The sequence below is a fragment of the Methylobacterium sp. AC832 genome (assembly GCF_979256025.1).
In genome coordinates this window covers 1-234 of sequence record NZ_CEEDMV010000084.1, presented here as the reverse complement: position 1 = coordinate 234, position 234 = coordinate 1, and the positions used below count along the sequence as shown (strand labels likewise).

The window sequence follows — 234 nt, the reverse complement described above, 5'->3', positions numbered from 1 at the left end:
GGCCACGAGGGGGGCGAGGTCGGGGTGGCGAGCGAGCGCGGCCGCGATCAGGGCCGGGTCGGCATCGAGATCGAACATCGGCCTCAGCCGTGCCAGAACGTCCGGCAGACTCGCCGGATCGGGATGATCCACCGTCGCGACGAGGGCATCGTCCCCGCCCCGCATGCCGGAGATCGTGCCGGGGAGCCCGCCGATGAAGACGGTCCGGGCCTATCTCGGTGGCCGGGCCATTCC

At 72.6% G+C, this 234-nt stretch carries 1 protein-coding gene; it reads right to left on the bottom strand.

Annotation, left to right across the window (positions count from 1 at the left end):
• The coding region (locus tag AC0IXR_RS25190; protein WP_471762622.1) for an AlkA N-terminal domain-containing protein at positions 1 to 195 on the bottom strand (195 nt) is incomplete at its 3' end.
• Positions 196 to 234: the final 39 nt, after the last annotated feature.